Source organism: Wenyingzhuangia sp. IMCC45533 (genome assembly GCF_054111225.1).
On sequence record NZ_CM134197.1, the window covers coordinates 1,339,160 to 1,362,324 of the forward strand.

Here is a 23,165-nt window from a genome sequence, read left to right on the forward strand (position 1 = left end):
TTTTTAAAAAATTAAATATTCTTTGTGGTTTAGTTTATGAGTGTCTACTGAATATGCAGTAACAACACCTTTTATTTTGTTTATCTTCTTTAATAAATTCTTTAAACTAGATTCTAAAAAATCTCCTTGTATCTTTAGAATAAAATCTGCTTCCTTTATCTCTGGCTGCAAATATACGTAAGAACTAGCAAAAGCCTCTTCCGTTTGAAACAAACCTAACGAATTTCCTTTCGACGGCCCTACTTTACATTTGTTACTAGCTAAATACCAACTAATTAACCTTTTAGAATCTTCAAATTCAAATGATGAAAAAAAAGCTTTTTTGCCTTCGATTACATAATCTAAATCTGGCATTGTTCTTTTGAAGCAAAAGTTTATTTCACTATTTAACAAATAAGCTAATTTATAATCTTGTAAAACCGTATGTACCCCAACTATTCGATAATCGGGCTCATCAAAATCACAAAGAGTTAAAAAATTAGCCGCCATGTAACTACGTATTTATACGTAAAAATTTAAACACGAAGTTAACGAATAGTATCGAATTTCACCTAAATATTAGGACAATAAATCGCAAACGTTATCGTAAAATTTACATTTCGGACTGAAATGCATAGTAGGCTCTTTTTGCAGCCATTTCTTCTGCTCTCTTTTTAGAAGTAGCTCTTCCTTTTGACACTATTTTGCCATCTACAAAAAGTTTGACACTAAAATGCTTAGCCGATTGGTTTCCAGAATCTTCGTAATTTTGAAATTTTAAAGACCTCTTTGTTTTTTGAGACCACTCAATTAAAACTCCTTTGTAACTGGTTATCTTTCCTTCTAATTTTTGGATGTCTACGTAGGGAATAATCACTTTTTTATTGATAAACTTTACGCAGTAGTTGTAACCTCTGTCTAGGTATATAGCTCCTATTAAAGCTTCAAATAAATTTCCATGAATATTGTTTCCCATTTTGGATTTAGACACTTTGGTATCTAGGAAGGATAACAATTCTAAATCTTTACCTAATTCGTTTAAGTGATCTCTACTTACTATTTTAGATCTCATTTGCGTGAGATAACCTTCGTTCGCTTCAGGTACTTCGTCAAAAAGATAAGCCGCAATAATAGAACCTAACATAGAATCTCCCAAATACTCTAAACGCTCAAAATTGATAGGATTTCCTTTTTCGTCTTTAATTTGTAAAGAAGTATGAGTAAATGCTGTTTTGTAGAATTGAAGTTTTTTAGGCACAAAACCTATGGTCCTTTTTATTTGTGCATAAAAAATCTCGTCCGATGACGAACGAGATCTCTTTATATTTTTTAAAAATTTCAAAAGTATTAAGCTTCTAATTTTTTAAACAACACACAAGCATTGTGTCCTCCAAATCCAAAAGTGTTACTCATGGCTACCTTAATGTCTCTTTTTTGAGCTTTATTGATAGTCAAGTTTAACTTAGGATCTATGTGTTCATCTAATTCTTCGTGGTTAATGGTTGGCGGTACCATTCCATTTTCCATAGCCAATACAGAAGCAATGGCCTCAATAGCTCCAGCCGCTCCCAACAAGTGACCTGTCATAGATTTGGTAGAGTTGATATTTAAATCATAAGCATGATCGCCAAAAACTTTTTGAACCGCTTTTAATTCCGCAACATCTCCTAATGGAGTTGATGTTCCGTGCATATTTACTGCATCTACATCTTCTGGAGTTAATCCTGCATTTTGCAAACAGTTTTGCATTACTTTAGTTGCTCCCAATCCTTCTGGATGCGGTGCGGTTAAATGGTATGCATCGGCAGATAGACCACCTCCTGCTACTTCGCAGTATATTTTAGCCCCTCTAGCTACAGCATGTTCATATTCTTCAAGTATCAAGGCTCCACCACCTTCTCCCATTACAAAACCATTACGATTTTTGTCAAAAGGTCTAGAGGCTGATTCTGGATGATCGTTACTTTCAGATAGCGCTTTTAAGGCATTAAAGCCTCCCATAGCAGCTGGAGTTACAGAAGCTTCTGAACCTCCTGTTACAATAACATCTGCATGTCCTAGTCGGATATAATTTAAAGCATCTATAATAGCATTCGCCGAAGATGCACAAGCAGATACCGTTGTAAAGTTAGGTCCCCTAAACCCATACTTAATAGAAATATGCCCTGGGGCTATATCTGCTATCATTTTTGGGATAAAGAATGGGTTGTATTTTGGGGTACCGTCTCCATTAGCAAAGTCTATTACTTGTTGCTCAAAAGTATCTATACCACCAATACCACATCCCCAAATAACACCTACTCTATCTGGATCTACTGTATCTAAATTTAATTTTGAATTTGTAATAGCCTCATCGGCTACTACCATGGCAAATTGCGTGAATTTGTCCATTTTACGAGCTTCTTTTCTGTGAATAAAATCATTCACGTCAAAGTTTTTTACTTCGCATGCAAAACGAGTTTTGAACTTGGCAGCATCAAAGTGTGTTATAGGAGCAGCTCCGCTCTTCCCATTCACTAAACCATCCCAATACTCTTCTATATTGTTCCCAATTGGTGTTAATGCACCAAGTCCAGTTACTACGACTCGTTTCAATTTCATAAATAGAGAATTTTCTAATTATTTAGCAGCCTCAATAAAGCTTACTGCTTGACCTACTGTTCCAATGTTTTCAGCTTGATCATCTGGAATTTGAATATCAAATTCTTTTTCGAATTCCATAATTAATTCAACAGTATCTAAAGAGTCTGCTCCTAAATCGTTTGTGAAGCTTGCCTCAGCAGTTACTTCATTTTCGTCAACTCCTAATTTATCAACGATAATTGCTTTTACTCTTGATGCAATGTCTGACATAATAATATAATTTATAAGTTTAAAACCGGGGACAAAAATAAAAAACTTTTGTTTCCACAAACAATCTTTCTGATAAATATATTCACTAAGATAAAAAAAAATATCACATCTTTGTAGTTCGTTTTTCTACAACTAACACAGGTTAAGAAACTTGAAAACCGCTGTAAAGCCCATTAAATATGATTAAAATAGCTATTTTGGCCTCTGGTTCTGGTTCCAATGCAGAGAACATTGCCAATTATTTTTCGAACGATAAAAATGTTGAAATCACCTACATTTTAACGAACAAAAAGGATGCTTTTGTACTACAAAGAGCTAAAAAGTTGGGAATTAAAAGTCGAGTTTTCACTAATAAGGAGATGAAAGAGGATCTTAATTTACTCGAATTGCTAAAAGCAGAGGCTGATTTTATTGTTTTAGCAGGGTTTTTACTTAAAGTTCCCGAGAATATTATTGAGGCTTTTCCAAACAAAATCATCAATATCCATCCTGCTTTATTACCTAGTTATGGCGGTAAAGGGATGTATGGAATGCACGTACACCGCGCAGTAAAAAACAATAACGAAACCGAAACTGGAATTACCATACATTTTGTGAATGAAAACTATGATGAGGGAGCCATTATTTTTCAGGCTAAAACGGCCATAAACAAAAACGATACTCCCGAAGATATTGCGCAAAAAGTGCACGCTTTGGAATATGAACACTTCCCTAAAGTGATTAAAGAAACTATTTGTAAGTAAGTTTTGAATGGCTAAAAGCAAAAAATATTATGTGGTGTGGAGTGGTAAAAACACAGGGATTTTTACGACTTGGGATGCATGCAAAAAAAGTATTGATGGCTTTCAAGGGGCACAATACAAATCTTTTAGTTCTAAAGAAGAGGCAAACGTTGCTTTTACCAAAACTTATGATGAATACAAAGGCAAGAACACCAAAAGACCCGCTATTGATAAAGCGTTGTTAAAAGAAATAGGCCAACCCAATTTAAACTCTATAAGCGTAGATGCTGCTTGTAGTGGAAATCCTGGACTCATGGAGTACCGAGGAGTTCATACTCAAACCAAGCAACAACTTTTTATTCAAGGCCCTTTTGAAGAAGGAACTAACAATATTGGAGAATTCCTGGCCTTAGTTCACGGTTTGGCCTACTTGCAGCAAATTAATCAGAAAAATTTGTCGATTTATTCAGACTCCAGAACAGCCATTGCTTGGGTACGTGCCAAACAATGCAGAACTAAGATAATGCCTACATCAAAAAACAAAAAAATGTTTGACTTGATTAAACGTGGAGAAAAATGGCTGCAAGAAAACATATACAAAAACCCCATACTTAAGTGGGAAACAAAAGTATGGGGTGAAATTCCTGCTGATTTTGGAAGAAAATAAATTATTCTATTCCCAATTCTTTTCTTAAATAAAGGTCTTTATTAGTGTTTTTACTCCAGTAATCTAATTTTATTGTTTTAATTAGTTTTGCTTTGGAGGTCAATAATTTTCTCATAGCACCACTTCCTTCTAAGCAAGTTTCTTCCCAACTTAAAATTCGATTAGGGAATTTAGCTTCAAAAGTAATACGTAAGTTTCTATTTAAAGTTGGATAATCAATTTCGTAAGTTATTTTTCCATCCTTCTCATTTAAACTAAGCACCGCATCGTAACCTTTTATTTCTTTGTGCAAAAATCTTAAATAAGAAAAACTTGGCATCATTTTCACTTTTTTGCCCGTTATTAGTTTCTTCGGCTCAACTCTAATCATAGACCAAATATCATCTTCTAAAAACACGTCCTCGCCTAATTCTTTATCCTCAAATCCTTCTCCCTCGTAATACGAATGTAAACTAACATTGTACTTACCACCTTCATTGACTAGTTCAGCATAATCATGTCCACACCATTCCTGAAGTGACGTAGATACTTTTAACGAACTTTTATATTTTTTAGAATCGATTGGATAAAAAGAACTATTTAATATTGAATAAGAATAAATTCCTGTATTAAAATTTTTATCGGTAATATGCTTTAACACTTTTACATTTCCCTTATCCGAGGTGTCAGTTTTAGCATTGGCTTTTGGAGAAAAGGTTTCTGTTACAAATACATTTACTAACGTACCTTTTCTCATTTCTCCATACCTTGCCTGCTCTAGCTTGTAACTAGATATCTCCGCCTTTCCATCATACCAATAATCATTAAAGGATAACTCAGGTGTTTTTAAGTCTTTTTTAGCTTTTACAGCAGTATCGGGAATTTCTCCCGTTTTAGTCTTGCCTTCCTTTTGGGCAACAGATGGTAGTGCAATTAGCGCTGCTACCAACAGTAAATTAAGATGTCTCATGTTAAAAATTTTAGTTTGTTTGACACAAATATATAAGAACCAGCGATATACCTATTTTTCTTAAAACAGACATTTGTTAATGTATTTTACTGATAGATAGGTATATGTGAACTTTCAATTCATCCTTTTGAATATTTATTAATTTATTGCTCCGAATCATAAATAAAGAATAATTTTGAAGAAAGTTTTTTTAACTTAATAAAATGAACCTAACTCCTTTTGATGCCACGGAACCAAATAGTTTTGAAAAAAAAGCTTTAGAAGTTTTTAATTTTCAGGCACAAAATTGCAGTGTTTACCAAACGTTTATTAAACATTTGAACATTCAGACCAAAACAATTACCAAATTAGAAGAAATTCCTTTTTTACCTATACAGTTTTTTAAAAGTCATCAAATAATTAGCAACAATAAGCAGGTAGAAAAAACCTTTTTAAGTAGTGGTACCACAGGTTCTTTACAGAGCAAACACTTAGTTACGGACCTCTCTTACTACGAACAGAGTTACCTAGGTGCTTTTAAACACTTTTACGGAGACATTAAGAACTATACAATTTTGGCTTTACTACCCTCTTATTTGGAACGAAATGGCTCTTCATTAATTTATATGGTAGAAGATTTAATTCAAAAAACTGAAAACCCAAACAGCGGATTTTATCTTCATAGCTATCAAGAATTATACGAGCAGCTCCAAAAACAAGAAGCTAAAAAGCAGAAAACTTTACTAATAGGAGTATCCTTTGCGCTGTTAGATTTTATAGAAAAATATCAGCTTGACTTAAAACATACCATTGTTATGGAAACTGGTGGTATGAAAGGCAAACGAAAAGAAATGATTAGAGAAGAGTTACATACAGAACTAAAACAAGGTTTTGGAGTAGCAAATATTCATTCCGAATACGGGATGACAGAACTATTAAGTCAAGCTTATTTTACCGATACTCAAAGATTTCAGTGTCCTCCATGGATGAAAATTTTAATTAGAGATACAGAAGATGCTCTTTCGCTATTGCCTAACGGCAAAAGCGGAGGAATTAACGTTATTGATTTGGCCAACATAAATTCCTGTTCTTTTATTGCTACTCAAGATTTAGGTAAAGTGTACAACAACGGTACTTTTGACGTTTTAGGTAGATTTGATAATTCTGATGTTAGAGGTTGCAACCTTTTAATTCAATAACACCTATTTACAACTCAATTAGCCTCAGCCAAGCCAATAAACATCCTCAAAATAATAGCGTGACAAAACTTAATTCAAATTTGCTGTAAACTGCGTTAAGAATACACGTCTAAAACAGCACAAACCTCTCAAAAAGGTTTTAAATATAAGTATCAATACAATGAAAGAAGTAATTTTATTTTTAAGTTTTTTAGTGAGCTTAGTAAGTTTCTCTCAAAACAAAGACTATAACTTAAAGAAAGGATATGTTGCAGAGGGTTACGATGTAGTCTCGTATTTTGATAACGATCCTATAGAAGGAAAAAAAGAGTTTACGGCAACTCACGATGGAGTTAAGTTCCGTTTTGCCAACGCAGAAAACTTAAAAAAGTTCAAAGCAAATCCTTCTCAATACGTTCCACAATATGGTGGTTGGTGTGCATATGCGTTAGGAGCCAATAATACAAAATACGATATCAACCCTAAAACTTACGAAATTAGAGATGATAAATTGTATTTGTTCTATAACTCGTGGGGAGTAAACACCTTAAAAAAATGGACAGATGAGAATCCAGAGGATTTAAAAAAGAAAGCTGACCAAAATTGGTCATCATATAAGTAGTTTTAGTATAGTTTTAGTTTGTAAAAAGCCATTAGCAGTAAAATGCTAATGGCTTTTTTATGCGCTACCACCTAGAATAATCTTCTAGAAAAAGTTATCTACTAAACCAACTTTAACAAATAGTAGCTCTTTTTACCCCTTTGTAATAACACGTACTTTTCTGCAATCAAGTCAGCCTCCGTAATTTTATAATCCTCTTTTACTTTTGCTTTGTTTACAGAAACTGCATTTTCCTTTAGCGCACGTCTCGCATCAGAATTGGTTTTTAAAAAGTTTGTTTTTGCAGCCAACGCACCAATCATATCCAAACCTTCAGTTAATTCCTCTTTACTTAACTCTGCCTGAGGAACTCCCTCAAACACATCTAAAAACGTTTGCTCGTCTAAAGATTTTAAATCATCAGCCGTAGATTTCCCAAATAATATAGACGATGCCTTTACAGCATTATCATAGTCTTCTTGAGAATGCACCATTACGGTAACCTCCTCTGCTAACTTCTTTTGTAACAAACGCATATGCGGAGCTTCTTTGTGCTCAGCAATCAACGCTTCAATTTCTTCTTTACTTAAAAAAGTAAACTTTTTAATAAAGTTCTCAGAATCTTCGTCAGAAGAATTTAACCAATATTGATAGAATTTATAAGGAGAAGTTCTCGCTTTATCTAGCCATATGTTTCCCCCTTCGGATTTTCCAAACTTAGTTCCGTCCGCTTTTGTAATTAAAGGACAAGTCATTGCATAAGCCTTACCTTTTGCCTTACGTCTTACTAGTTCTGTACCTGTGGTAATATTCCCCCATTGGTCAGAACCTCCCATTTGCAACTTGCAATTTTTGTTTTCGTACAAATGCAAAAAGTCGTACCCCTGAAATAACTGATACGTAAATTCTGTAAAACTCATTCCCTCTACACCTTCCCCAGAAATACGTTTTTTAACAGAATCTTTTGCCATCATATAGTTTACCGTTAGGTGTTTCCCAATATCACGCACAAAATCAATCAAAGAAAATTCCTTCATCCAATCGTAGTTGTTTACCAACTCCGCAGCATTCGCAGCATCAGAATTAAAGTCTAAAAATCTTTCTAACTGACTCTTTACACCTGCTACATTTTTAGCCAAAGTTTCCTCATCTAACAAATTACGTTCTGCCGATTTTCCAGAAGGATCTCCAATCATTCCTGTAGCCCCACCAATTAAAGCAATAGGTTTATGCCCCGCTTTTTGAAAGTGCATTAATACGATAATCGGAATTAAACTCCCTATGTGTAAAGAATCTGCTGTCGGATCAAATCCAATATACCCCGCAGTTACTTCTTCTAATAATTGTTCCTCTGTTCCTGGCATGATGTCGTGCATCATTCCTCTCCACTTTAGTTCTTCAACAAAGTTGTAAGCCATCTTTTAAAAAATTTTGAGCAAAGATATTAATTAGCTTTTAGCCTTTAGCAATTAGCTATTAGTTTTTTGCTTTGGGCGTTACCCTACGGGTCAGGCTTTCACTACTCGCTTTTTTTTTTGTTTAAACGGAGTTTAGAACACCAAAAAAGAGCTCATACAAACCGTTCAATCCTTAACGCAAATTAACAACACGGTTATTATTACACTTTTATTAAGTCAACTCCAAAAAACATTCGAACTGATTTTAATATTACCACCACAACCACTTAAATCCGAATCCTGAGAACAGTTCTTGACTCCACTATAGTACTTCGAAAGCATCAGTTTTGTGAGTGCAAAGAAGAATATACGAAGCCAAATTGACGTTCGTAAAATGAACAAGTGTTAGCAGCCTTAGCCCTAAAATAGTACCTACTCGTTGTTCTAAGACTTATTTTATAAGCTCGTACATATTTTATATATTTGCATTAATCTAAGTCTGCAAAACACGAAAGTCGACTCCAAGTCGTTATTTTAAATTCAATTTAAAATTAGTGTTTTAGTGGGCTTATTTTATTTCTAGCCGTTAGTGGATTCTTTTTGTTGTCGTAATAATTTTTCCAGTTACTATAATTGCTCGCATCGTATAAGTCAATTACAACTTTTACTTGCTCTTTAATAAAGTTATAATATCTTACTTCGCCTCTTTCAAACACCCTTTGTATTGTCCAGCAGAAATAATCTGCCAAATTTAGTAAAGGGTCTTTAGTTGGATAATTTATATTAAAGACAATATTAGTTTTCATCTCCTTATTCCCATTAATATTCCTAAACCTTTGTTTGGCTTTTAAAAAAGCTAACTCTAAATTATGGTTTTTGGTACTTTTACCTCTTTCAGAAATATGCATTACTAGTTTTTCGTGTTTTGAAAGTTTGTTTTTTAGCAAATGGGATAGCAAATCAGCGTAGAAATATTCTTCTTTTCCTTTATGCTTAGTTTCGTAACGTTCGATACTTTTTCTTCCGACAACTGCTTCGAAGCTACAGTTTATAGTTTTCATTAAATCAAACATTTCTTTTCTAACTTCAGGCAAATCGTCAGTTGCATGCAAGTAGTAACCATTTTTGCCTATTTTTTTCAATACACTAGGCACATGATAGAAATTGTCTTTAGCAATCTTATCTTGAAGTGTGTTAATTTTCTCCCGAACCTCATCCAATGGATCTTTTATCTTTACCATACCAAGAATAAAAACGTTCGAAACACCATTCATTCCAATAATGTTTTTTTTACCCTTTCCGTAAAACGTGGTATCTCCTGCTTCATCCAAAAAACGATGATAATCCATTAATTTACTTTTTCTCATTCTTCAATTTTTGTTCTGCTAATCTTAATATTTTGTCAATATTGTCTTCGCCCTTCAACTCATTTACTATTTTATCAGAAAGCCATATTATTAGTAGTTCTTTACAATCTACATTAAATATTTTAGAGAACTTTTCTACAAGCTCTTTTTTAGCAATTCTGTAATTATTTTCGATTTTACTCAAAATCGAAGCATCTATTTCCAACTTTGCAGAAACCTCTCTCAAAAGGAGATTATTCTCTCCTCGTAATTTACGTATTGTTTCCCCGAAATTATTTTCCATATTATGACTTGACGTTAATTGTCAAATGTAGTAATAATAAAGATGACTACAAATTTAATTTCATAGTTAATCGTATATCAATAATTTATAAAAATAATCTTCAACACATCACTTCTGATATTGATAATCAAAATAAAATGGCGATTGTTTTTGTACGGAGAAGCAAGTCATTTATAAAAATTCTTAACAAGTTCGCTAAGTACAAAAGAGAGATATTCTATCAACATTAATTCTTAAATTTACATTGTGGATAAAGATTTAAAATTAAAAGTAACCGTTTTACCAACAACTCCTGGAGTTTATCAATATTTTGATAAAAACGGAACTATTATTTATGTAGGGAAAGCCGTTAACCTTAAAAAGAGAGTGAGTAGTTATTTTAACAGAACTCACGACGATGCCAAAACCCGAATTTTAGTTTCTAAAATTCGTGATATCAAACATATTGTAGTTGCTACCGAAACCGATGCGCTTTTGCTGGAAAACAACCTCATCAAAAAGTACAAACCTAAGTACAACGTACTTTTAAAAGACGATAAAAGCTATCCATGGTTTTGCATTAAAAAGGAACGTTTTCCAAGAATTTTTGTGACTCGTAAAGTTATTCGTGATGGGTCGGAATATTATGGTCCCTATACCAGTGTTAAAATTGCCCGTGCCTTGCTTGATTTGATTAAGGAGCTATATCAAATAAGAAGTTGTGCTTTAGATTTAAGCAGTAGAAATATCGATGCCGGAAAATTTAAGGTTTGTTTGGATTATCACATTAAAAAATGTTTGGGGCCCTGCGAAGCTTTACAATCTGAAACTGCTTACACTAATCAGATTAATTCCATCAGAAACATCATCAAAGGAAATTTTAAAGAATCTTTATCGTACTTTGAAAATATGATGTCTGATTTTGCCGCCAAAATGGAGTTTGAAGAAGCACAAAAAATTAAAGAGAAAATGCTGTTGCTTTCTAACTACCAAGCAAAGTCTACCATCGTAAACCCGAGCATAAACAATGTAGATGTGTTTTCTATTGTTTCGGACGAATCTGCTGCTTATGTAAACTTTTTTAAGATTTCCAATGGATCTATTATCCAATCTCACACCTCAGAAATTAAAAAGAAATTAGACGAAACTGATAAAGAATTACTAGAACTGGCCATTGTGGAATTTAGGGAACGTTTTAACTCCATTGCTCCAGAAATATTTGTTCCTTTTAAAGTAAGTGTGGGAGAAAAAATTAAAGTTACTGTACCTAAACAGGGAGACAAACTTAGAGTAGTAGAACTTTCTTTAAGAAATGCTAAATATTACAGACAAGAGCAGTTTAAACAGGTGCAAATTGTAGACCCTGAGCGACATACAAAACGTATTATGGCTCAAATGAAAAAGGATTTACGTTTGAGTGCGGAACCTAAACACATTGAATGTTTTGACAACTCTAATATACAAGGAACCCATCCTGTTGCGGCTTGTGTGGTATTTAAAAACGGTAAACCTAGTAAAAAGGACTATCGCCATTTTAATATCAAAACTGTGGAAGGACCCGATGATTTTGCTTCGATGGAAGAGGCCGTACACAGACGGTACAAACGCTTGTTGGATGAGGATCAACCTCTACCTCAACTTATATTGATTGATGGGGGGAAGGGACAATTATCTTCGGCTCTAAAAAGCTTAGATCTTTTAGGCTTGCGTAACAAAATTGCTATTATTGGTATTGCCAAAAGATTGGAAGAGCTGTTTTTCCCAGAAGATCCTATTCCTTTGTACTTAGATAAAAAATCGGAAACTCTTAAAATTTTGCAACAGTTGCGTAATGAGGCTCACCGCTTTGGAATTACTCATCATAGAAATAGACGTAGTAAAACTTCTTTGGTTTCGGAATTGGAGCTTATTCCTGGAATTGGAAAGCAAACGCTAGAAAGTTTGCTACAATATTTTAAGTCTGTCAAACGCATTAAAGAAGCTACTTTAATTCAGCTCGTCAGTGTAATTGGGGAATCTAGAGCTAAAAAAGTTTACAATTTCTATCATAAAAAGGCCTAACTTTATTGCCGTTATGGCAAGGTACTTTTTTATAATATTAATTCTTTACAACAGTCTTTTTTTCGGTCAGGAAAAAACAATTGTGAATGCCATCAACAAAAAAAAAGTAGGACTTGTACTTAGCGGTGGTGGTGCCAAGGGTTTTGCTCATATTGGCGTTTTAAAAGCTATTGAAGAGGCTGGTGTAGAAATAGATTACATTGGGGGAACCAGTATGGGAGCTGCCGTAGGAGCGTTATATGCTTCTGGTTATTCTGCCCACCAAGTAGACTCTATCATCATGTCTATCGACTTTACTAAAATGCTAACCGATAAAATTGACAGAAAGTATTATTCGTTTTTTCATAAAAAACACGGAGAAAAATATTTGTTACAACTGCCTATCAAAGGATTTAAACCTGGTTTGCCCATTGCGTTATCCAAAGGACAAAACACCTATAACAAGTTAAGTGAATTGTATCACCATGTAGATCATATTCAAGATTTTTCAAAACTGCCCATTCCGTTTTTCTGTATGGCAACCAATATTGAAACGGGGAAACAGGTAGAACTTAATTCGGGTTCATTGGCATTAGCTATCAGATCTAGTGCTTCACTGCCCACTTTGTTATCTCCAAGCCAAATAGATTCTTTAATGCTGATTGATGGAGGAGTTTCCAACAATTTTCCTATTGAAGAAATGAAAGCCAAGGGCATGGATTTTATCATTGGAGTTGATGTTCAAGGTACCCTAAAAAATCAGAAAAAAATTCACTCCGCCATCGAGGTGATTGATCAGATTGTAAACTTTCAATTATACGGAGACGAAAATCAAGAGTTTAAAGGACTGGATCTCCACATTCATCCCGATGTTAAGAAATTTAGTTTGGTGGATTTTGATGAAAAGAGAGAAATTATAGATGCAGGTTATGCAAAAGCTAAAGAGTATTTAAAGGAGCTTAATCTAATTGGAGAATCCTCCACCAAAGTTCCCAAAATTGGGAGTGCAAAAGTCGACACAAAAAAATACACCATTAAATCGTACTCCATCAAAGGGGCTAAAAATTATACAAGAAGATATATTCGTGGAAAGTTAAATCTTAAAAAGGGGAAAAGAGTATCTATCCAACAATTCAATAATAATATTAATTACGCAACCACTACTAATAACTTCAATAGCATACTATATTCTTTTAATAATCAAGATTCTATTGTAGACATCGATTTAAAAATTAAAGAAAATACAAATACAAAGTTTTTAAAACTGGGAATTCATTACGATAGAATTTATGAACTTGCAGGATTAATTAACTATACTCACAAACATATCTTGATGAGAAATGATATGTTGTCTGCCGATCTTGCTTTTGGAGATAATCTAAGGTATGAGATTAACTATTTTATTGACAACGGTTATTTTATGGGTTATGGATTGAGGAGTAGATTTAACCAATTTGACACTTTTATAGAAAGTAAAGCGTTTACCGGAGTAAATAAAATTAATTTTGAATATGAGGACTTTACCAATTTTATCTATTTACAAGGAAATTTAAAGAATAAATATTCTGTAACTGCTGGAATAGAACATAAGCATATACGATCTTTTACGAATAATTTTGGGTCTATAGACGATGATGACAGAACTTTTTTTGACAACAGTCATTATTTGAATCTACTAGCCAAACTTGAAGCAGACACTTATGATAATAAAAACTTTCCCCAAAAAGGAATTTTACTAGAGGCCACGCTAAGGACTTTTTTGCAATCTAGTAATTTTAATGAAAAATTCTCTCCTTTCTCCCAGTTGAGATTGCTATTAGAAGGAACATGGACCCTCTCCGATAGGTTTACTTTTACGGGACAAGGTGATGGAGGTTTGAGTTTTACAGGAAGAACCCTCGATAATTTTAACTACTCCTTAGGAAGCTACGGAAAGAACTTTATCAATAACTTTGTACCACTACATGGCTACAGTTTTTCGCAACTAGAAGGTAATTCATTTGTAAAAACAGCAGCTACATTTAGGTACAGAGTGTACAAAAAAAACTATGCGGACTTTATTGCCAATTATGCCGTTGTTACGGATGATGTTTTAAATTTTTTAAGAACGGAATCTTTCTTTGGTAATTCTAGCAGAGGATACTCTGTGGGAATTGGCTCAGATACATTCTTAGGGCCAATTGAAATTCGCTATTCTTGGTCTCATGAGAATGACTTTAGTAATGTTTACTTTAGTGCAGGTTTTTGGTTTTAATATGATTGTAATATGAATATTCGACAAAATAAGAAAAGTGTGCTCTTTCCACTTTTTATCATCCTTATTTGGGGACCCATCTTATTTTTTGATTCTCTTTATTTTGCAGAGAACTTTTTTGATGGAAAAATAATCACCACCACACTTGTCATTTTCATTACGTTTTATCTTTTATATATACTTCCTTTAAAGTCTAAGGTTTTAATGTGTATTATGATTCCGCTGTCTTGGCTAGGAGAATATATTTTTTCTGTACTTTTAGATATGTATGACTATAGAGGGGCTGTAATTCCACTATATGTTCCTGTAGGACACGCAGGAGTGTTTGTTGTAGGAAGTTTGCTTACGCAAAGGAGTTTTGCTTATACACAACCTAAAAAGTTTAAAGTTATATTAATCAGTTTTCTCATCATTAGTTTTTCATATGCCATATTTTTTTTAGGAGACAACTTTAGTCTGCTATTAGGGATTCTATATTTAGTTATATTAATTAGGAGAAAATTCTCTCCTTTTTACTTAATGATGGGACTTATTGTATTGTATTTAGAAATTATAGGAACTGCTTTGGGGGTATGGAAATGGGATGAGCAGCAAGGAATTTTTACTACTATAAATCCACCTATTGGTGTTGCTTTCTTTTACGTGGGGGGAGATATTGTTTTAGATAAAGTAACGCGGCTTTTACTAAGACAAAGAAGGGCTTTTAGAAAAAGAATAAGTCTTTCTTAAACAAAAAAAAGCCCTAATTAGTATACTAATTAGGGCTCTGATATGCGATTCTACATTTTAAAAGAAAACTTATATTGTAAATACATATAAGCATCTCTTGGTACAATTTTTATCCATTTTTTATGCTCCGAAAACCATTTTCTCTGCTGAGATAATAGTCCTTGTTTTAGATACGCAGCCACAAAAGGATGTACATGTAAAAAGATTTTTTCGTTACGTTTTTTTGTTGATAAGATTTTTCTTAGTTCAAAATCTATCTTACTAACAAGCACTATAGGTGCTTCTACTTCTCCGTTTTTATTCGGATTAGGTTCTCGTGTTTTGATATTCGTTTCCGGACGAACACGTTGACGAGTAATTTGAACTAGACCAAACTTACTAGGAGGTAGTATTTTGTGTTTGGTTCTATCTGTAGCCATTTCATTTTTAAGATGTTCATATAGTTTTTGTCTGTTTTCATTGGTGTTCATGTCAATAAAATCTATCACTATAATTCCTCCCATATCACGCAATCTTAATTGTCTAGCAATTTCTGTTGCTGCAATTAAATTTACTTCTAAGGCAGTATCTTGTTGAGAACTGGCTTTGTTAGATCTATTTCCGCTATTTACGTCAATAACGTGAAGCGCTTCGGTATGTTCTATCACCAAATAAGCTCCTTTACTCATAGATACGGTTTCTCCAAAGGCAGATTTAATTTGCCTTTCGATTCCGTATTTTTCAAATATGGGAACGTTTCCATCGTAATCGTTTACGATATTCACTTTCTTAGGATCTATTTCTTGAATATAATCTCTTATTTCTGTTGCCAATTCGGAATCATCGACAACAATACTTGTAAAAGAATCATTTAAAACATCTCTCAAAATTGAGGATGCTCTGTTTAACTCACTTAAAACTTTAGTGGGGGTATTTGTGTTTGGAATACGTTCACACATATCCACCCATCTTTGTAGTGAGTTTTGTAAATCTTTATCTAATTCTGCAACTTTTTTTCCCTGTGCTACTGTGCGCAGAATTAATCCAAACCCTTTGGGTTTGATACTTTTAGCCAACTTCTTAAGTCTATCTTTTTCTTTAGGATCTTCAATCTTTTGAGAAACGGATACTCTATTAGAAAATGGCACTAATACTAAATACCTACCTGCAATGGACAACTCAGAACTAATGCGTGGTCCTTTGGTAGATATAGGTTCTTTTACAATTTGAACAAGAATATTTTGCTTCGGCTTTAAAACCTTGTCAATACTTCCTCCTTTGTCAATATCTTTTTCAAATTGAAATTTGTTTAACGTAAAATCTTTGTAATTACCTGTACTTACTTTTTTCAAAAAACTGTTTAAAGACTGAACCTGAGCTCCTAAATCATGATAATGTAAAAATCCATCTTTTTCGTAACCTACGTTTACGAAAGAAGCGTTTAATCCTTTTAATACCTTACCTGCTTTAGCCAAAAATATGTCTCCTACTGATATTTTATTATCATTAGATTCATTATTCAACTCAGTTAGCCTACCGTCTTTTAATAATGCAAAATCAATATCAGAAGAATTTGAACGAATAATTAATTCTAATTTCATCCTGATTTTGTTTTAAGTGTTATTTTCATAACACGATTAAAAATAAGTGTATTGATAATTAAGACAATTGTCTTAATGTCAATGAACGTGTAATGGTTTTGAGAAAACCATAAAAAACAAGAAAAAGTAAGTTTAAAACTTACTTTTTCTTATGTCTGTTAGCTCTTGATCTTTTCTTACGTTTGTGAGTAGAGATCTTAGCTCTCTTTCTTTTTTTACCGCTTGGCATAATGTATAATTTTAAAGTCTCCTTTTATCGGAGATAGTTAATAATCTATTTTTGTAATCTTATTTTACTTCTACTTTTGCTTTTACTCCTTCTGTAAACGTTTTAGCAGGCTTAAATGCTGGAATATTATGAGCAGGAATTTTAATAGTTGTATTCTTAGAAATATTTCTACCTGTTTTCTCAGCTCTAGTTTTAATTACAAAACTACCAAACCCTCTTAAATAAACGTTATCTCCGTTCTCTAAAGCTTTCTTTACTTCATCCATAAATGCCTCAACAGTTGCTAAAACATCAGCCTTTTCAATTCCTGATTTATCTGCAATTGTTGTCACTAAATCTGCTTTCGTCATTTCTTGTTAAATTTAATATTATTTCTAGAAAAAAATTGAGGACGCAAATATATGATAATTAATTAATTCTAAAAACATTAACCACCAAAATTTAAGAGAAGTTTTAGTTAAGTTTGCATTCTTAACTGCAAATATATGGAATTTTATAACACCTTAGAAACGTGGTACTTAAAAAATAAAAGAGATTTACCTTGGCGTAAATCTTCAAATCCATACTTTGTTTGGCTTTCAGAAATTATACTCCAACAAACTAGAATACAACAGGGTTTGGACTATTACCTTAAATTTACGCAAAATTATCCTACCGTGCACCACCTTGCAAATGCCTCTGAGGATGAAATTTTAAAAGACTGGCAAGGACTTGGGTACTATTCTAGAGCAAGAAACTTACACTTTTCCGCAAAATACATTTGTGATGAGTTAAACGGAATTTTTCCGCAAACCTACCGAGAAATTTTAAAGCTAAAAGGAGTAGGAGATTATACAGCCTCTGCCATAGCCTCTATTTGTTTTAATGAAAAAACAGCTGTTGTAGATGGAAATGTGTACAGAGTTTTGGCTAGATATTTTGATATAGGTATTGCTATAAATAGCTCCAAAGGAATTAAGTACTTTAAAGAACTTGCACAAGAATTAATTAAAAATGCAAATCCTAAAGAATACAACCAAGCTATTATGGATTTTGGCTCCATGGTGTGCAAACCTCAAAACCCTATTTGTAATGAATGTCCTTTGAGTAAGGGATGCTTAGCTAAAGCTAAGAATAAAATTGCCCTTCTTCCTGTTAAAGAGAAAAAAATAAAAATAAAGAATAGGTATTTAAACTTTATTGTTTTTGATGATGGCTTACATACTCAAATTGAAAAAAGAACCCAAAACGGAATCTGGAAAAATCTTTATCAATTTCCACTGATAGAATCGTCTGAATTGGTAGATACCAAAACAATTCTCGATAATGAATTACTCAATCATGTAGATGTTCAAAGCCTTACACTTTTTAACACAGAACCCATCGTTCATAAATTAACTCATCAGCATTTGTATACTCAGTTTTGGATTGTGAACGCACCCCTAAAAAATGCAGACAAACATAAATGGGCTGACATTGAAAAGTTTGCAGTACCCAAACTCATTCACAATTTTCTCAAGAAGTACAAAAGCAAATAATTTTTCGTTATTTTTGATATTAAAGATTCAATATGTCTGGAGGTACATTAAATAAAGTAATGCTAATTGGCCATTTGGGAGATGATGTAAAAACCCATTATTTTGATGGAGGTGGATGCATAGCTCGTTTTCCTTTAGCTACTAATGAAACCTACACGAATAAAACCTCTGGAGAAAAAATAACCACTACCGAGTGGCACAATATTGTTGTCAAAAATAAATTGGCAGAAATTTGTGAAAAGTATCTCTCCAAAGGAGATAAAATATACTGTGAAGGAAAAATAAAAACACGAGAATGGGAACTTGAGGGAGTAAAGAAATACACCGTTGAAATTCACGTACAAGAGATGAATTTTTTATCGCAAAATCCTAACAACCAGAAACCTAATTCTCATCAAGAAACCTCTAACCCGGGAGAAATTATTGATGATTTACCATTTTAATCTACAAACCATTGCCTGAACCCATACTCCATAGCGAAATAGGAATAGAAACCTTTATAAATTGTGTTGTCACACTTGTATTACTAATCTGTTCTGCCCTAATTTCAGGATCCGAGGTTGCCTTTTTTTCTCTCAACAAAAGTGAGCTAGACGAGATTAAAACAAATCAAGAAGCCAAGAGCCTTAAAGCTTCAAGATTAATTGCAAAACCCAAAAAATTACTAGCCAATATTCTTGTTGCCAACAATGCAATTAACATTTTAATTGTACTCCTTTTCTCCAATTTGGGAGAAACGTTTCTTGGCAACATATCATTTAAATTAGATCTCTATTTTTTTACAGTTGACCTGCGTTTTTTTATAGAGGTCGTACTCATCACTTTCATCATTTTAATTTTTGGAGAAGTATTGCCAAAAATTTATGCAACCAGAAATGCAAAGAAATTTGCTTTAAATATGAGCCCTGTACTACTTTTATTGAGTAAGCTATTTATCTTTATTATAACGCCGCTAATTGCGCTGTCTAACTTTATAGAAAAACGTTTAAGGAACAACAAAAGTAATTTTTCTTTGGAAGATTTGTCTCAAGCGCTAGAATTAACATCAGAAAACGAAACCACTGCAGAACAAAAAAATATCTTAGAAGGAATTGTAAATTTTGGAAATACAGAAACTATCCAAATTATGAAACCGAGAATGGATATTTGCGCTATTTCCAAAAGAGCCTCGTTTGCTGAGGTTTTAGAAATTATATCTTCCAGAGGTTTTTCTCGAAATCCTGTTTATGCTGATAATATCGATGAAATCACTGGAGTGCTGTACTCTAAGGATTTACTTCCTCATTTGCATAAAAAAAACTTTGATTGGATTCCTCTAGTAAGAGAACCCTTTTTTGTACCTGAGAATAAGAAGTTAGACGATTTGTTAATTGACTTTCAAGAAAAGAAAAATCATTTAGCTATTGTAGTAGATGAATATGGAGGGACTAGCGGTTTAGTCGCTCTAGAAGACGTGATAGAAGAAATTGTTGGAGACATTAGTGACGAATTTGACGACGAAGACCTATCATACTCCAGAATAGACGAAAACAATTACGTTTTTGATGGAAAAATTAATCTAAAAGATTTTTGTAAAGTTTTAGAACTAGATGAAGTCCTATTTGAAAAAGAAAAAGGAGAATCTGAAACGCTTGCAGGATTAATTTTAGAACTGTCTGGAAAGTTCCCAAGAAAATTCGAAAAAATAAATTATCAAAATTTAACGTTTACCGTAGAGGCTATAGAACGAAAGAGAATCAAACAAATAAAAGTAGCTGTTTTATCTTAACCTATGAAAACAATTCACATCATACTACTTGTTTTAATCGTCAGTAGCTGTAGCACAAAGTCTACAACCCCTAAGCCCAATGCTTTTTTAAAATTGGAGTATCCAAAAGTAGCCTATTTTACAATTAAGGATGACATACCGTACTCTTTTGAGCGGTCTGAATTATCTGAGTTTGTACACAAAAAAAATGGGTGGAGTAATTTATTTTATCCTAGTCTAAATGCTGAAATAAGCATCACTTACCAGCCTATTGCAAATAACCTTACTCAGTTGATAAAGGATGCTGAAAAACTAACCTACAAGCATACTTTAAAGGCAGACAACATTGATGTTTATCCGTTTGAAAATAGCACTAATAAAGTATATGCTAGACTTTTTACGCTTACCGGAGATGTTGCCTCCCCTATTCAATTCCAGGTTACAGATTCTGTAAAAAACTTTATTTACGGTTCTCTTTATTTTAATACAAGACCTAACTACGATTCTATACTACCAGCCATTAATTACATCAACAACGATATTAAACATCTTATAGAAACCTTAGAATGGAAAAATTAGTCAATCCTTGACTGATTCGTTCTTCTAGAAATAAAGTACATATAAATTAACACTCCATATAACAAAGCTCCAGACAGCAGGTGTATTGCTTGCGTTCCGAACGGAAAGTTTACGTAATACATTAGAATACCCGTAAAAGCCTCAAAAAACAAAAGACCTATTACGTACTTTACCTGTTTAAAACCTAAATTGTATTTATAGTTTAACCAAAACATAAAAGCGTTTACCATTATTACTGCTATAGTAAAAGACCTGTGGAAATAGAATTTAAAACTAGGATTCAATAATCTAAACTCCTTGTGTTCAAATCCGTATTGTTTTACTTGTTCATCCACAAATTGCCTTACTTGGGTTCCTAATAATATTTGCCCAATCATCATCAGTAAAGAAACTACTAAAAGTTTGTGGAACAGTTTATTAGATTGATAAGCAAGGGACAAATTTGTACTTTCCACCAAAAATCTTGCTCTAAGTAACAAACCTATAATGACCAAACCACCAATCATATGGAAAGTAATTACGTAAGGTGTTAAAAAACTATCTACTACCACTTTGCCCAGCCAAGCTTCAAACAACATTCCTAAAAAAGCGATATAAACCAAAGGAGCTACCCCCTTAATTTTATTTTTGTTAAAAGTTACTTTCCAAAGTAAAAACAAAAAAACAAATCCTGCTAGTACAGAACTCAACCTATTGATATATTCTGTCCAAGTATGATAGACATTAAAAACGGCATACTCATGCTTAGTATAAGGCTTCCAATGAAAAATATTAAATTCTTGATTGGTAGTAATATTATCTTTAGCAACAAATAAAGCCTCGTTGTAAATAATAATCACCCCTTTTTCAAAAGTTGTGTTTTCTTTCCACTCCAACTGGTCTTGAGAGGTAGGTGGAATATAGTATCCAAAACATTTAGGCCAATCAGGACATCCCATCCCCGACCCCGTCATTCTCACAACTGAACCTGCAATAAAAATGATGTAAACTGATATGGTCGCTAATTTTATAGCCCTCAAAAGTGATTTTTGCATCTTAATTCAAATAATAATTGGAACAAAATTAAGATATTAAAAAGCTACTCTGTACAGAGTAGCTTTTTAATATCTTAATTTTAAATATTTCTTAGTAAGAGAAGATTAATGTTGATGATTGTGACTTTCTTAACTATCCCCTTTTTTGGCAGTACAACAAGGTTTCTCACAATCAGGTTTGCAATCCTTAATTTTTGTTTTTGTAGTACAACAAGCTTTCTTACAATCTGGCTCGCATAGTTTTGCTGATTTGGTAGCCGTATAAGTTTTACCGTCTAATAAATTGTTAATGGTAGCCATCAATTTTTCTTCAGAAGTTTTATTGGCATCATATACAAAAACACCCTCTTTATCTTTAAAATTCACTTTTGACTCTTGAACACCCTCCATCTTAGAAATTTTTGACTCTATCGTTTTGGCACACCCAATCTCACAGGTCATTCCATCGATATTTATATTAGCGGTTAATAGTTTGGCTGGCAGCGCTTCAACTGTTTCTTTTTTTTCTGATGACTGCTTACATCCCACAAAAGAAATTGACAAAAAAGCAATCAATATAAACTGTATAAACTTCATTTTTTAATTTTTTAAAATAATGTACGACAAAAATACGCAAAGATTTTAGATAACTATTAAACTACTTTTCAGAATAATATTACACTACTATATAAATTTTAGAGCTCGGAAGTTATTAACAGACTACTTAACGTTAAAAACGTATAAGTACTTTAAAATCAAAAAAATAAATATTTCAAAAAGTTTACTTTTAAATTTAGTTGTTAAGAAATATTAATTATATTTGCGTCCATTTTATTAACAAGCATTTTAAATATTTAAGTATGTACGCAATTGTAGAGATAGCAGGGCAGCAGTTTAAAGTAGCGCAAGACCAAAAAGTATACGTTCACCGTTTACAAAGCGAAGAAGGAGATTCAGTTTCTTTTGACAACGTTTTATTAGTAGACAATGATGGTGATGTTACAGTTGGCGCCCCAGCTATAAAAGGAGCTTCAGTGAAAGCTAAAGTTTTAGGTCACCTAAAAGGTGATAAAGTAATCGTTTTCAAGAAGAAAAGAAGAAAGGGTTACAAAAAGAAAAACGGACACCGTCAGTTTTTAACTGAAATTCAAATTGAAGCTATCAACGCTTAATTATTTGACTGTCTAATTTAATTATTAAAAAAAATAACCTTAAAAACACAATATTATGGCTCATAAGAAAGGTGTCGGAAGTTCGAAGAACGGTAGAGAATCAGAATCGAAACGATTAGGTGTAAAGATTTTTGGTGGACAAGCTGCTTTGGCTGGTAACATCATAGTACGTCAAAGAGGTACTACTCACAACCCAGGTGAAAACGTTTACATGGGTAAAGATCATACTTTACACGCAAAAGTTGATGGAATTGTAGAATTCCAAAAGAAAAGAAACAACAAATCTTATGTTTCTATTACTCCAGTTCAATTAGAGGCTGAAGCTTAATAGCAATCATTAGTTTAAACGTA

The 23,165-nt window shown here is 33.0% G+C and carries 25 protein-coding genes; 13 read left to right on the forward strand and 12 right to left on the reverse strand.

The annotated features are described in order from the left end of the window. Positions 1-3 precede the first annotated feature (3 nt). From ACXGQW_RS05875 to ACXGQW_RS05890, 4 genes are all read right to left on the reverse strand, one after another. Positions 4-489: an IPExxxVDY family protein gene (locus ACXGQW_RS05875; protein WP_457824166.1), complete on the reverse strand. Its 486-nt coding sequence runs from the start codon at positions 487-489 to the stop codon at positions 4-6. A 103-nt stretch (positions 490-592) separates the two neighbouring features. After that, positions 593-1,321 carry a ribonuclease III gene (rnc, locus tag ACXGQW_RS05880; protein WP_457824167.1) on the reverse strand — a complete coding sequence of 243 codons (729 nt, stop codon included), beginning with the start codon at positions 1,319-1,321 and terminating at the stop codon, positions 593-595. A gap of 5 nt (positions 1,322-1,326) precedes the next feature. Next, positions 1,327-2,580, reverse strand: a complete 1,254-nt coding sequence (gene fabF / locus ACXGQW_RS05885) for a beta-ketoacyl-ACP synthase II (protein WP_457824168.1) — start codon at positions 2,578-2,580, stop codon at positions 1,327-1,329. Positions 2,581-2,598: 18 nt separating this feature from the next. Continuing rightward, complete coding sequence (locus ACXGQW_RS05890; RefSeq protein ID WP_068828135.1) at positions 2,599-2,832, reverse strand: acyl carrier protein; 234 nt, start codon at positions 2,830-2,832, stop codon at positions 2,599-2,601. Positions 2,833-3,011: 179 nt separating this feature from the next. On the opposite strand from ACXGQW_RS05890, the gene purN reads away from it, so the two are divergent. Next, on the forward strand, positions 3,012-3,575 hold the full coding sequence (purN, locus tag ACXGQW_RS05895) for a phosphoribosylglycinamide formyltransferase (protein ID WP_457824169.1): 564 nt from the start codon (positions 3,012-3,014) through the stop codon (positions 3,573-3,575). Positions 3,576-3,582: 7 nt separating this feature from the next. Then, positions 3,583-4,221, forward strand: coding sequence for a ribonuclease H1 domain-containing protein (locus tag ACXGQW_RS05900; protein WP_457824170.1), 639 nt, complete (start codon positions 3,583-3,585; stop codon positions 4,219-4,221). Between the two features lies 1 nt (position 4,222). Here the strand turns inward: ACXGQW_RS05900 and ACXGQW_RS05905 are convergent, their stop codons facing one another. Continuing rightward, positions 4,223-5,170 carry a septum formation inhibitor Maf gene (locus ACXGQW_RS05905; RefSeq protein ID WP_457824171.1) on the reverse strand — a complete coding sequence of 316 codons (948 nt, stop codon included), beginning with the start codon at positions 5,168-5,170 and terminating at the stop codon, positions 4,223-4,225. A 203-nt stretch (positions 5,171-5,373) separates the two neighbouring features. Here ACXGQW_RS05905 and ACXGQW_RS05910 point away from each other — a divergent pair, with 203 nt between their 5' ends. Together ACXGQW_RS05910 and ACXGQW_RS05915 are read left to right on the forward strand one after the other, a co-directional pair. Further along, the gene (locus tag ACXGQW_RS05910) at positions 5,374-6,348 is read left to right on the forward strand and encodes a LuxE/PaaK family acyltransferase (RefSeq protein ID WP_457824172.1); all 975 of its coding nucleotides are present in this window, start codon (positions 5,374-5,376) and stop codon (positions 6,346-6,348) included. Positions 6,349-6,508: 160 nt separating this feature from the next. Continuing rightward, on the forward strand, positions 6,509-6,949 hold the full coding sequence (locus ACXGQW_RS05915) for a YHS domain-containing (seleno)protein (protein ID WP_457824173.1): 441 nt from the start codon (positions 6,509-6,511) through the stop codon (positions 6,947-6,949). A 101-nt stretch (positions 6,950-7,050) separates the two neighbouring features. On the opposite strand, the gene tyrS is transcribed toward ACXGQW_RS05915, so the two are convergent. The 3 genes from tyrS to ACXGQW_RS05930 form a co-directional block, all read right to left on the reverse strand. After that, complete coding sequence (tyrS, locus tag ACXGQW_RS05920; protein ID WP_457824174.1) at positions 7,051-8,346, reverse strand: tyrosine--tRNA ligase; 1,296 nt, start codon at positions 8,344-8,346, stop codon at positions 7,051-7,053. A gap of 530 nt (positions 8,347-8,876) precedes the next feature. Further along, positions 8,877-9,692, reverse strand: a complete 816-nt coding sequence (locus ACXGQW_RS05925) for a DUF3800 domain-containing protein (protein WP_457824175.1) — start codon at positions 9,690-9,692, stop codon at positions 8,877-8,879. Continuing rightward, complete coding sequence (locus ACXGQW_RS05930; RefSeq protein ID WP_457824176.1) at positions 9,679-9,975, reverse strand: helix-turn-helix domain-containing protein; 297 nt, start codon at positions 9,973-9,975, stop codon at positions 9,679-9,681. Before ACXGQW_RS05930 ends, ACXGQW_RS05925 begins: the two co-directional genes overlap by 14 nt. A gap of 246 nt (positions 9,976-10,221) precedes the next feature. Between ACXGQW_RS05930 and uvrC the strand changes: the two genes are divergently transcribed. From uvrC to ACXGQW_RS05945, 3 genes are read left to right on the forward strand one after another with little or no spacing between them, the layout of a single operon-like run. Further along, a complete protein-coding gene (gene uvrC / locus ACXGQW_RS05935; RefSeq protein WP_457824177.1) occupies positions 10,222-12,015 on the forward strand; it encodes an excinuclease ABC subunit UvrC in 1,794 nt (597 codons plus the stop codon). A 13-nt stretch (positions 12,016-12,028) separates the two neighbouring features. After that, positions 12,029-14,248 (forward strand): patatin-like phospholipase family protein, encoded by a 2,220-nt coding sequence (locus ACXGQW_RS05940; protein WP_457824178.1) that lies wholly within the window; start codon positions 12,029-12,031, stop codon positions 14,246-14,248. Positions 14,249-14,260: 12 nt separating this feature from the next. Then, on the forward strand, positions 14,261-14,977 hold the full coding sequence (locus ACXGQW_RS05945; protein ID WP_457824179.1) for a hypothetical protein: 717 nt from the start codon (positions 14,261-14,263) through the stop codon (positions 14,975-14,977). Positions 14,978-15,027: 50 nt separating this feature from the next. Here ACXGQW_RS05945 and ACXGQW_RS05950 read toward each other — a convergent pair whose 3' ends face one another. After that, positions 15,028-16,557 carry an Rne/Rng family ribonuclease gene (locus ACXGQW_RS05950; RefSeq protein WP_457824180.1) on the reverse strand — a complete coding sequence of 510 codons (1,530 nt, stop codon included), beginning with the start codon at positions 16,555-16,557 and terminating at the stop codon, positions 15,028-15,030. 288 nt (positions 16,558-16,845) lie between these two features. Next, entirely contained in the window at positions 16,846-17,136 is a 291-nt protein-coding gene (locus ACXGQW_RS05955; RefSeq protein WP_457824181.1) for an HU family DNA-binding protein, read from the reverse strand. A 135-nt stretch (positions 17,137-17,271) separates the two neighbouring features. Here ACXGQW_RS05955 and mutY point away from each other — a divergent pair, with 135 nt between their 5' ends. Genes mutY through gldD form a run of 4 tightly spaced genes read left to right on the forward strand, consistent with a single transcriptional unit; the run spans position 17,272 to position 20,629 of the window. Then, the gene (gene mutY / locus ACXGQW_RS05960) at positions 17,272-18,303 is read left to right on the forward strand and encodes an A/G-specific adenine glycosylase (RefSeq protein WP_457824182.1); all 1,032 of its coding nucleotides are present in this window, start codon (positions 17,272-17,274) and stop codon (positions 18,301-18,303) included. Positions 18,304-18,335: 32 nt separating this feature from the next. After that, on the forward strand, positions 18,336-18,746 hold the full coding sequence (locus ACXGQW_RS05965; RefSeq protein ID WP_457824183.1) for a single-stranded DNA-binding protein: 411 nt from the start codon (positions 18,336-18,338) through the stop codon (positions 18,744-18,746). 11 nt (positions 18,747-18,757) lie between these two features. Then, on the forward strand, positions 18,758-20,071 hold the full coding sequence (gldE, locus tag ACXGQW_RS05970) for a gliding motility-associated protein GldE (protein WP_457824184.1): 1,314 nt from the start codon (positions 18,758-18,760) through the stop codon (positions 20,069-20,071). Between the two features lie 3 nt (positions 20,072-20,074). Beyond that, positions 20,075-20,629: a gliding motility lipoprotein GldD gene (gldD, locus tag ACXGQW_RS05975; protein WP_457824185.1), complete on the forward strand. Its 555-nt coding sequence runs from the start codon at positions 20,075-20,077 to the stop codon at positions 20,627-20,629. Here gldD and ACXGQW_RS05980 read toward each other — a convergent pair. Together ACXGQW_RS05980 and ACXGQW_RS05985 are read right to left on the reverse strand one after the other, a co-directional pair. Beyond that, entirely contained in the window at positions 20,626-21,648 is a 1,023-nt protein-coding gene (locus ACXGQW_RS05980) for a COX15/CtaA family protein (RefSeq protein WP_457821034.1), read from the reverse strand. The two genes, gldD and ACXGQW_RS05980, sit on opposite strands and share 4 nt — an antisense overlap. Positions 21,649-21,792: 144 nt before the next feature. Beyond that, entirely contained in the window at positions 21,793-22,239 is a 447-nt protein-coding gene (locus ACXGQW_RS05985; protein WP_457821036.1) for a heavy-metal-associated domain-containing protein, read from the reverse strand. A 263-nt stretch (positions 22,240-22,502) separates the two neighbouring features. Between ACXGQW_RS05985 and rplU the strand changes: the two genes are divergently transcribed. Continuing rightward, on the forward strand, positions 22,503-22,814 hold the full coding sequence (gene rplU / locus ACXGQW_RS05990; RefSeq protein WP_457821038.1) for a 50S ribosomal protein L21: 312 nt from the start codon (positions 22,503-22,505) through the stop codon (positions 22,812-22,814). A gap of 55 nt (positions 22,815-22,869) precedes the next feature. Continuing rightward, on the forward strand, positions 22,870-23,142 hold the full coding sequence (gene rpmA, locus ACXGQW_RS05995) for a 50S ribosomal protein L27 (protein WP_457821040.1): 273 nt from the start codon (positions 22,870-22,872) through the stop codon (positions 23,140-23,142). Positions 23,143-23,165 lie beyond the last annotated feature (23 nt).

Excerpts from the sequence above, each read along its gene's own strand:
- ACXGQW_RS05925 (WP_457824175.1), bottom strand. The coding sequence starts at position 9,692 with ATGAGAAAAAGTAAATTAATGGATTATCATCGTTTTTTGGATGAAGCA.
- ACXGQW_RS05985 (WP_457821036.1), bottom strand. The coding sequence starts at position 22,239 with ATGAAGTTTATACAGTTTATATTGATTGCTTTTTTGTCAATTTCTTTT.
- rpmA (WP_457821040.1), top strand. The coding sequence starts at position 22,870 with ATGGCTCATAAGAAAGGTGTCGGAAGTTCGAAGAACGGTAGAGAATCA.
- gldD (WP_457824185.1), top strand. The coding sequence starts at position 20,075 with ATGAAAACAATTCACATCATACTACTTGTTTTAATCGTCAGTAGCTGT.
- fabF (WP_457824168.1), bottom strand. The coding sequence starts at position 2,580 with ATGAAATTGAAACGAGTCGTAGTAACTGGACTTGGTGCATTAACACCA.
- ACXGQW_RS05950 (WP_457824180.1), bottom strand. The coding sequence starts at position 16,557 with ATGAAATTAGAATTAATTATTCGTTCAAATTCTTCTGATATTGATTTT.
- rplU (WP_457821038.1), top strand. The coding sequence starts at position 22,503 with ATGTACGCAATTGTAGAGATAGCAGGGCAGCAGTTTAAAGTAGCGCAA.
- ACXGQW_RS05940 (WP_457824178.1), top strand. The coding sequence starts at position 12,029 with ATGGCAAGGTACTTTTTTATAATATTAATTCTTTACAACAGTCTTTTT.
- mutY (WP_457824182.1), top strand. The coding sequence starts at position 17,272 with ATGGAATTTTATAACACCTTAGAAACGTGGTACTTAAAAAATAAAAGA.
- ACXGQW_RS05945 (WP_457824179.1), top strand. The coding sequence starts at position 14,261 with ATGAATATTCGACAAAATAAGAAAAGTGTGCTCTTTCCACTTTTTATC.
- ACXGQW_RS05930 (WP_457824176.1), bottom strand. The coding sequence starts at position 9,975 with ATGGAAAATAATTTCGGGGAAACAATACGTAAATTACGAGGAGAGAAT.
- tyrS (WP_457824174.1), bottom strand. The coding sequence starts at position 8,346 with ATGGCTTACAACTTTGTTGAAGAACTAAAGTGGAGAGGAATGATGCAC.
- ACXGQW_RS05955 (WP_457824181.1), bottom strand. The coding sequence starts at position 17,136 with ATGACGAAAGCAGATTTAGTGACAACAATTGCAGATAAATCAGGAATT.
- ACXGQW_RS05900 (WP_457824170.1), top strand. The coding sequence starts at position 3,583 with ATGGCTAAAAGCAAAAAATATTATGTGGTGTGGAGTGGTAAAAACACA.
- ACXGQW_RS05915 (WP_457824173.1), top strand. The coding sequence starts at position 6,509 with ATGAAAGAAGTAATTTTATTTTTAAGTTTTTTAGTGAGCTTAGTAAGT.
- ACXGQW_RS05905 (WP_457824171.1), bottom strand. The coding sequence starts at position 5,170 with ATGAGACATCTTAATTTACTGTTGGTAGCAGCGCTAATTGCACTACCA.
- ACXGQW_RS05890 (WP_068828135.1), bottom strand. The coding sequence starts at position 2,832 with ATGTCAGACATTGCATCAAGAGTAAAAGCAATTATCGTTGATAAATTA.
- ACXGQW_RS05965 (WP_457824183.1), top strand. The coding sequence starts at position 18,336 with ATGTCTGGAGGTACATTAAATAAAGTAATGCTAATTGGCCATTTGGGA.
- ACXGQW_RS05875 (WP_457824166.1), bottom strand. The coding sequence starts at position 489 with ATGGCGGCTAATTTTTTAACTCTTTGTGATTTTGATGAGCCCGATTAT.
- purN (WP_457824169.1), top strand. The coding sequence starts at position 3,012 with ATGATTAAAATAGCTATTTTGGCCTCTGGTTCTGGTTCCAATGCAGAG.
- ACXGQW_RS05910 (WP_457824172.1), top strand. The coding sequence starts at position 5,374 with ATGAACCTAACTCCTTTTGATGCCACGGAACCAAATAGTTTTGAAAAA.